This window comes from Kitasatospora putterlickiae (assembly GCF_039527695.1).
Classification (GTDB): Bacteria; Actinomycetota; Actinomycetes; order Streptomycetales; family Streptomycetaceae; genus Kitasatospora; species Kitasatospora putterlickiae.
In genome coordinates, this window is sequence record NZ_BAAAKJ010000253.1 from 1 (window position 1) to 7,441 (window position 7,441).

The following is a 7,441-nucleotide window of genomic DNA, read 5'->3' on the forward strand; positions in this document are numbered from 1 at the left end:
CCAAGAGCGCCCTCATCACCCTCGTCGAACACGCCCTCCTCGCCCGCCTGCGGTGAACCAGGGGCACCGCCCGACGACGCACGGCCGCACGGCGCGGCCCGCGGACCCTCCGGTCCACGGGCCGCGCCACCGCGTCCCCGCCGGTGCCCGCTACTCGGCGTCCGGCTCCAGGCCGGCCCGCAGCAGGCCGTGGGTGTAGGCGTCCTCCAGCGCCAGCCAGGACGCGGCCACCACGTTGTCGGCCACCCCGACGGTGGACCAGGTCGTGCTGCCGTCGGCGGTGTCGATCAGGACCCGGGTCTTGGAGCCGGTGCCGTGCTGGCCCTCCAGGATGCGGACCTTGTAGTCCACCAGCTCCAGCTTGGCCAGCTGCGGGTAGATCCGCTCCAGCGCGGTGCGCAGCGCGCGGTCCAGCGCGTCGACCGGGCCGTTGCCCTCGCCGGTGGCGATCATCCGCTCGCCCTTGGCCCAGAGCTTGACCGTCGCCTCGTTGCCGGCGTTGCCGCCCGGGCCCTGCTCGCTGATGGTCCGCCACGACTCCAGGGCGAAGAAGCGCTCGCGCCGCCCGCGCACCTCGTCGCGGAGCAGCAGCTCGAAGGAGGCGTCGGCGGACTCGTAGGTGTAGCCCAGGCTCTCCTGCTCCTTGACCTTGGCGACCACCCGGCCGGCGAGGTCCCGGTCGGCGGAGAGGTCGTAGCCGAGCTCCTTGCCCTTGAGCTCGACGGAGGCGCGCCCGGCCATGTCGGAGACCAGCATCCGCATGGTGTTGCCGACCGTCGCCGGGTCGATGTGCTGGTAGAGGTCCGGGTCGACCTTGATCGCCGAGGCGTGCAGGCCGGCCTTGTGGGCGAAGGCGGAGAAGCCGACGTAGGGCTGGTGGGTGGAGGGGGTGAGGTTGACCAGCTCGGCGATCGCGTGCGAGATCCGGGTCATCTCGGCGAGGCTGCCGGGCGGCAGCACCCGGCGGTCGTACTTGAGCTCCAGCGCGCCGACCACCGGGAAGAGGTTGGCGTTGCCGACCCGCTCGCCGTAGCCGTTGGCGGTGCACTGGACGTGGGTGGCGCCGGCGTCCACCGCGGCCAGGGTGTTGGCGACGGCGCAGCCGGTGTCGTCCTGGGCGTGGATGCCGAGCCGGGCTCCGGTCGCCGCCAGGACGTCGGCGACGGTCTCGCGCACGCCGGAGGGCAGCATCCCGCCGTTGGTGTCGCAGAGCACCACCACGTCGGCGCCGGCCTCGTGGGCGGCGCGGACCACGGAGATCGCGTACTCCCGGTTGGCCCGGTAGCCGTCGAAGAAGTGCTCGCAGTCGATGAAGACCCGGCGGCCCTGGGAGCGCAGGTACGCGACGCTGTCGCGGACCATCTCCAGGTTCTCCTCCAGGGTGGTGCGCAGCGCGAGTTCGACGTGCCGGTCGTGGGACTTGGCGACCAGGGTGACGACCGGCGCGCCGGAGTTCACCAGCGCGGCCAGCTGCGGGTCGTCCGCGGCGCGGCCGCCGGCCCGGCGGGTGGCGCCGAAGGCGACCAGCACGGCGTGCCTGAGCTCCAGTTCCTCGGCGGCGCGGGCGAAGAACTCGGTGTCCCGGGGGTTCGCGCCGGGCCAGCCGCCCTCGATGAAGCCGACGCCGAACTCGTCCAGGTGCCGGGCGATGGCCAGCTTGTCGGCCACCGTGAGGTTGATGCCCTCGCGCTGGGCGCCGTCGCGCAGGGTGGTGTCGAAGACGTGGAAGGCGTCGTCGGGGAGGTTGGTCGCCTGGGTCATGACCCTGGGTTCTCCGTTCCGGGAGGTCGGTTACTGCTCTGCCGGTTCTGATCCGGCTCCACTGTCCAGCATCCCGCGCGCGCCCGGTGTCCCTCGGCCCCTTGTGGGGGCTCCGGCCGGTCCGGGGAAACAAAAAGACCCCTCGCGGGTGCGAGAGGTCTGCGCGCGGGTCTGGACGCTGGTGGTCGCCCCGCATCGGGTGGTGCGGTGGCGGTCACTGCGGACCGGCGCGCCTGCTGCTAATAATCAGCGACAGCGAGGACACGCCCGCAGTGTAGGCACAACGTCCGTGCCGCGGCCCGCCCGTCTCGCGATCCGGGACGGGCGGGCCGGGCGGGCCTGCGGGGCGGGATCAGACGATCTTGTGCAGCCAGCCGTGGGTGTCGGGGGCCTGGCCGCCCTGGATGGCGAGCAGCGCGCGGCGCAGCTCCATGGTGACCGGGCCGGGCTCGCCGGCGCCGACGGTCCAGTCGCCGCCCTTGGACTTCACCGAGCCGACCGGGGTGATGACGGCGGCGGTGCCGCAGGCGAACACCTCGGTGAGGGTGCCGTCGGCGTTGCCCCGCTTCCACTCGTCGGTGGAGATCCGGCGCTCCTCGACGGCGTGGCCGAGGTCGGCGGCGAGCTGCAGCAGCGAGTCGCGGGTGATGCCGGGCAGCAGAGCGCCGGACAGCTCGGGGGTGACGATCCGGGCGTCCTCGCCCTCGCCGAAGACGAAGTAGAGGTTCATGCCGCCCATCTCCTCGATCCACCGGTGCTCGGCGGCGTCGAGCCAGACCACCTGGTCACAGCCCTTGGCGGCGGCCTCGGCCTGGGCGACCAGGGAGGCGGCGTAGTTGCCGGCGCACTTGGCGGCGCCGGTGCCGCCGGGCGCGGCGCGCACGTAGTCCTCGGAGAGCCAGACCGAGACCGGCTTCACGCCGCCGGGGAAGTAGGCGCCGGCCGGGGAGGCGATGATCATGAAGAGGTAGGAGTTGGCGGGGCGGACGCCCAGGCCGACCTCGGTGGCGAACATGAACGGGCGCAGGTAGAGGCTCTGCTCCGGCTCGTTCGGGACCCAGGCCTGCTCCTGCTGGACGAGCAGCTCGACCGCCTCGACGAAGGTCTCGACCGGCAGCTCGGGCATGGCCAGGCGGCGGGCGGAGGCCTGGAAGCGGGTGGCGTTGGCCTCCGGGCGGAAGGTCGCGATGGAGCCGTCGGCCTGGCGGTAGGCCTTGAGGCCCTCGAAGATCGCCTGGCCGTAGTGGAGCGTCATGTTGGCCGGGTCCATCTCGATCGGCGCGTAGGGCGCCAGCTGGGCGTCGTGCCAGCCCACGCCCTCGGTCCACCGGATGGTGACCATGTGGTCGGTGAACACGCGCCCGAAGCCCGGGTTGGCCAGCCGGGCCTCGCGCTCCGCCGGGGAGAGCGGGTGGGCGGAGGGCTTGAGGTCGAACGTGATGGGCGCCTGGGTGGGCGTGCTCATGGCTGTGTGTCCTTCACCGTGGGGTTGGTCCGGGCCGCTCCGCCGGGTGGACGTTCCGCCCCTTTCGGACGGAACGGACGCACGACGACACGGCCCACTGTCGATACTCGCATCCAGAGGGCCGTGCCGAACAGCCGCGAACTCCTTGGAGATCCGCAAGCCGCCGTTATGGGGTCCGGCCCGGAGGGGCCGGAACACCGTCTGTCGGGTTCCGGCCTCCTAGGCGGATACTCGGGCGGCGAGCGCGTCGCCGACCTGGGTGGTGGTGCGGGTCCCGGTGCGCCCGGTGAGGTCCGCGGCGACCGCGTCCTCGATCCGGGCGGCCTCGGCGTGGTATCCGAGGTGGTCGAGCAGCATGGCGACCGACAGCACGGTGGCGGTCGGGTCGGCCTTGCCCTGGCCGGCGATGTCCGGCGCCGAGCCGTGCACGGGCTCGAACATCGACGGGAAGGCGCCGCTCGGGTTGATGTTGCCGCTGGCGGCCAGGCCGATCCCGCCGGTGACGGCGGCGGCCAGGTCGGTCAGGATGTCGCCGAACAGGTTGTCGGTCACGATGACGTCGAACCGCTCGGGCTGGGTGACGAAGAAGATGGTCGCCGCGTCGACGTGCAGGTAGTCGGTGGTGACCTCGGGGAACTCCCGGCCGACCTGCTCGAAGATCCGGGTCCACAGGTGGCCGGCGTGCACCAGCACGTTGTTCTTGTGCACCAGGGTGAGCTTCTTGCGCGGACGCGCCTGGGCCCGGCGGTAGGCGTCGCGCACCACGCGCTCGATGCCGTAGGCGGTGTTGAGGCTGACCTCGGTGGCCACCTCGTGCTCGGTCCCGGTGCGCAGCGTGCCGCCGTTGCCGACGTACGGGCCCTCGGTGCCCTCGCGGACAACCACGAAGTCGATCTTCGGGTCACCGGCCAGCGGGGACCTCACCCCGGGGAAGAGCCGCCCCGGACGGAGGTTGATGTGGTGGTCGAAGGCGAACCGCAGCTTGAGCAGCAGCCCGCGCTCCAGCACCCCGGACGGGACGCTCGGGTCGCCGATGGCGCCGAGCAGGATCGCGTCATGGGCCTTGAGCTCCGCGAGGACGCTGTCCGGGAGCGTCTCGCCGGTGCGGTGGTAGCGCCGGGCCCCGAGGTCGAACTCGGTGGTCTCCAGCTTCACATCGGCGGGAAGCGCGGCCCCCAGCACCTTGAGACCCTCGGCCACCACTTCCTGGCCGATTCCGTCACCGGGGACGACTGCGAGACGAATCGTGCGAGACATGTTCGGAGGCTACTCCGGTGTCCCAGAGCCTGACATCCGACGTCCACCATCCGGACAATCCGCCCACGCGGGCGGGCTCAGGTCAGATCGATGTCGACCTGGAAGGGACGGTCGAGCTTCAGCTGCTTGTGGTGGATGCCGGTCAGCCCGTAGAGGCGGGTCGCGGGGTCCAGCTCGTAGGTGTGGACCACGGGTCGGCCCTCGTCGCACTCCACACGCCAGAAGTGGGGGATGCCGGCGGTGGCGTACTTGCGCGGCTTCACCTCCCGGTCACGCTCGCGGGACTCCTGGGAGACGACCTCGATCGCGAGCAGCACGTGTTCCGCGTTGAAGTTCGTCTGCAGGTACCCCGTGTCCGACGCGACGTCGACGACGAGGAGATCCGGCTCGGGCCGGTTCCGCCGGTCAAGCGTCACCCCCATCTCCGGCCACACCTCCCAGCCCTCCGGAGCGGCCTCCTCCAATGCGCGCTCCAGCAGGCGCTTGGTCCTCACGTGGAACTTCGTCTGCGGGCTCACGAAGATCAGGCTCCCGTCGAGCAGCTCGGTGTGCGGCGGGAGATCCGGCAGCCGGTCGAGGTCCTCGGCGGTGTAGCCATCGACCGGGGGCCGAAGCCAGTTGGGGTACGGCGCGACGCTCATGGTTCCTCCCATACGGGAATTCTCGTGGCAGCACTCAGGCTACTCGGCTCCTTCCCCGGGCACTTCATCCTTTCGAGGGGGCGCTCGGAACGATCCGAGCGCCCCCTGGAAGCTCACGGCAGGGTCAGGACCTGGCTGCGGCCGGGCTCGGGGTTGAGGTGGTGGAGGAGGAGGATCCGGGACCGGTCACCGGGAGTGCGGTGGATGTGGAGGACGGTGGCGGGGTGGACGGGGGCGGCGATGGCGGTGGGGCCGTCGGGGCCGTCGGGGCCGGTGCGGACGTCGACGGCGGGGTGCAGGACGTCGACCTCAAGGGTGGGCCGGACGCCGTGCAGGCCGATCGCGGAGAAGGCCTCGGCCGGGTCGGGCGTGCCGGAGCCGGTGAGGCCGGTCCACAGGGCGTAGCGGACGGTGCTGTGGCCGGGGCCGACGCCCGGCAGGGCGGACAGCCGGACCGGCAGGACCACCGCGTCGGAGTCCAGCAGGGCGGTGTCGGTGTCGCCCCAGCGGGCGTTCAGCGGCTGGACGTCCAGTTCGGCGCCGGTGCGGGCGTCCAGGGCGCGGGCCACCAGGACGTCGCCGCCGCGCAGCCGGTCGGCCTTGACGACCACGTCGGTGGCGCCGTCCCCGTCGGTGTCCAGCGCGGCCCGGACGGCGAACAGCCCGACCGGGGTGGCGGCGGGCGCCCACACCTGGGCGCCCAGGTAGAGCCGGCCCTCGGCCAGCGGGTCGCCGGAGACGGCGGGCGCGTCGGTGGCGGCGCCGACGGCGCGCAGGTTGGCGGCCCGGTCGCCGGGGCGCTCGACGCAGAGGTCCTGGAGGTGCTCGGCCTCCTCGGCGCCCTCCGGGACGATGCCCGCGCCGGGGCCGACCGCGGCCCCGCTGTCCGGCGGGCAGTCGGGCCAGCGGGCGCCCTCCCCGCCGAGCGCGAAGGCGCTGACCAGGCCGGGCCCGCCGCCGGGGGCGTCGGTGCCGGTGAGGGCGGCCAGCGCGCCGGTGCGGGTGGTGCGGACAGGGGTGGTGGCGGCGAGGTCGGAGGCGGCCCGCGGGGCGGCGAACAGCGGCACCCGCAGCCCGGGGGCGGCCGGGTCGTCCGGGGTGAGCAGCAGCCGGCCGGAGAGCTCGGCGCGGTAGCTGCGGGCCCGGCCGCCCTGGACGGTGGCGGTCGTCGGGTCGGGGGTGCGGCCGAGCGCGCCGGGTACGCGGAGGGTGACCCGCACCCGCGCGGTGCCGCCGGGCGGGACCTCGACCCGGTCGGGGGCGAGCTCGAAGCGGGCGCCGGGCGCTTCGGTGGCGGCCGCGTAGCCGGTCCGGTAGGCGACCGGGGCGGCGGAGAGGTTGCGCACCTCGACCTCGCGGACCAGGGCGAGCGGTCCGGTGACCGCGACCGGGCCGAAGGAGACCCCGACGGCGCCCTCCACCGCGCCCTCCCCCGCCGCGTAGGCGACGGCCGGGGTGCGCACGGCGCGGTCCACGGCGGCCCGTCCGGCGCCGGTGCGCTCGGGTCCGTAGACCGGGCCGGTGCCGCCGTCGCCGAGCCAGGTGTCCCCGGCGGTGTTCATCAGCGCGGCCTTGACCTGCTCGACGGTCCAGTCCGGGTGGACGGCGCGGACCAGCGCGGCCAGCCCGGCGACGTGCGGGGTGGCCATCGAGGTGCCGTCCTCGCGCTGGCCGCCGGTGCCGCTGCCCACCAGGGCGGACCAGATGGTCTCGCCGGGGGCGGCGAGGTCCGGCTTGACGACGCCGGGCACGCCGATGCCGCGCGAGGTGAAGTCGGTGAGGGTGTCGAGCCGTTGCGGCTGCTCCTGGGCGACGGCGCCGTGCAGCGGGTTGCCGGGCGCGGCGAGGCGGACCCGGACCGGCCCGGCGGCGGCGCCCGCGCGCAGCCGTTCGCCGTCGGCGCGGCCGAGCAGGGCGAGCGGCACCCGGTCGTTGCCGGAGATCTCGGCGAGGTGGTCGTCGTCGGCGGCCAGCAGGGCGCCGATCGCGCCCGCCTCGGCGACGTGGTCGGCGCGCGGGCCCGAGCCGCAGGCGCGCTCGGACTCGCGGGTGCTCCAGGCGAGCACCGCGATCCGCCCGGCGAGCCGCTGCCGGTCGGGCTCGGAGAAGGCCGCGCAGCCGTCCGACTGGTCGGCGGGCAGCGCGAGTTCCCCGGCCACGTCGGCGGTGGACCAGTCCCGGTAGCGGGCGCTCCAGTGGGCCGGGACGACGCCGGCCAGCGCGGGCGGGTCGAGCACGGTGATCCCGTCGGCGTCGCCGTGCGGGTCGACGGAGGCGGCGACCGCGACGGCCCGGGCGGCGGTGCCGGGGCTGCCGC

The 7,441-nt window shown here is 74.2% G+C and carries 5 protein-coding genes; all 5 read right to left on the reverse strand.

Going from position 1 to position 7,441, the window contains the following annotated elements; translation table 11 throughout:
- Nucleotides 1-150 precede the first annotated feature (150 nt).
- Nucleotides 151-1,761, reverse strand: a complete 1,611-nt coding sequence (gene cimA, locus ABD308_RS25450; RefSeq protein ID WP_344338909.1) for a citramalate synthase — start codon at nucleotides 1,759-1,761, stop codon at nucleotides 151-153.
- 352 nt (nucleotides 1,762-2,113) lie between these two features.
- Complete coding sequence (locus ABD308_RS25455; protein WP_344338910.1) at nucleotides 2,114-3,226, reverse strand: branched-chain amino acid aminotransferase; 1,113 nt, start codon at nucleotides 3,224-3,226, stop codon at nucleotides 2,114-2,116.
- A gap of 219 nt (nucleotides 3,227-3,445) precedes the next feature.
- Nucleotides 3,446-4,483 (reverse strand): 3-isopropylmalate dehydrogenase, encoded by a 1,038-nt coding sequence (locus ABD308_RS25460; protein WP_344338911.1) that lies wholly within the window; start codon nucleotides 4,481-4,483, stop codon nucleotides 3,446-3,448.
- Between the two features lie 77 nt (nucleotides 4,484-4,560).
- Nucleotides 4,561-5,124 (reverse strand): Uma2 family endonuclease, encoded by a 564-nt coding sequence (locus ABD308_RS25465; protein WP_344338912.1) that lies wholly within the window; start codon nucleotides 5,122-5,124, stop codon nucleotides 4,561-4,563.
- A gap of 113 nt (nucleotides 5,125-5,237) precedes the next feature.
- Nucleotides 5,238-7,441, reverse strand: a 2,204-nt coding sequence (locus tag ABD308_RS25470) for a S8 family serine peptidase (RefSeq protein ID WP_344338913.1), incomplete at its 5' end; no start/stop codon positions are given.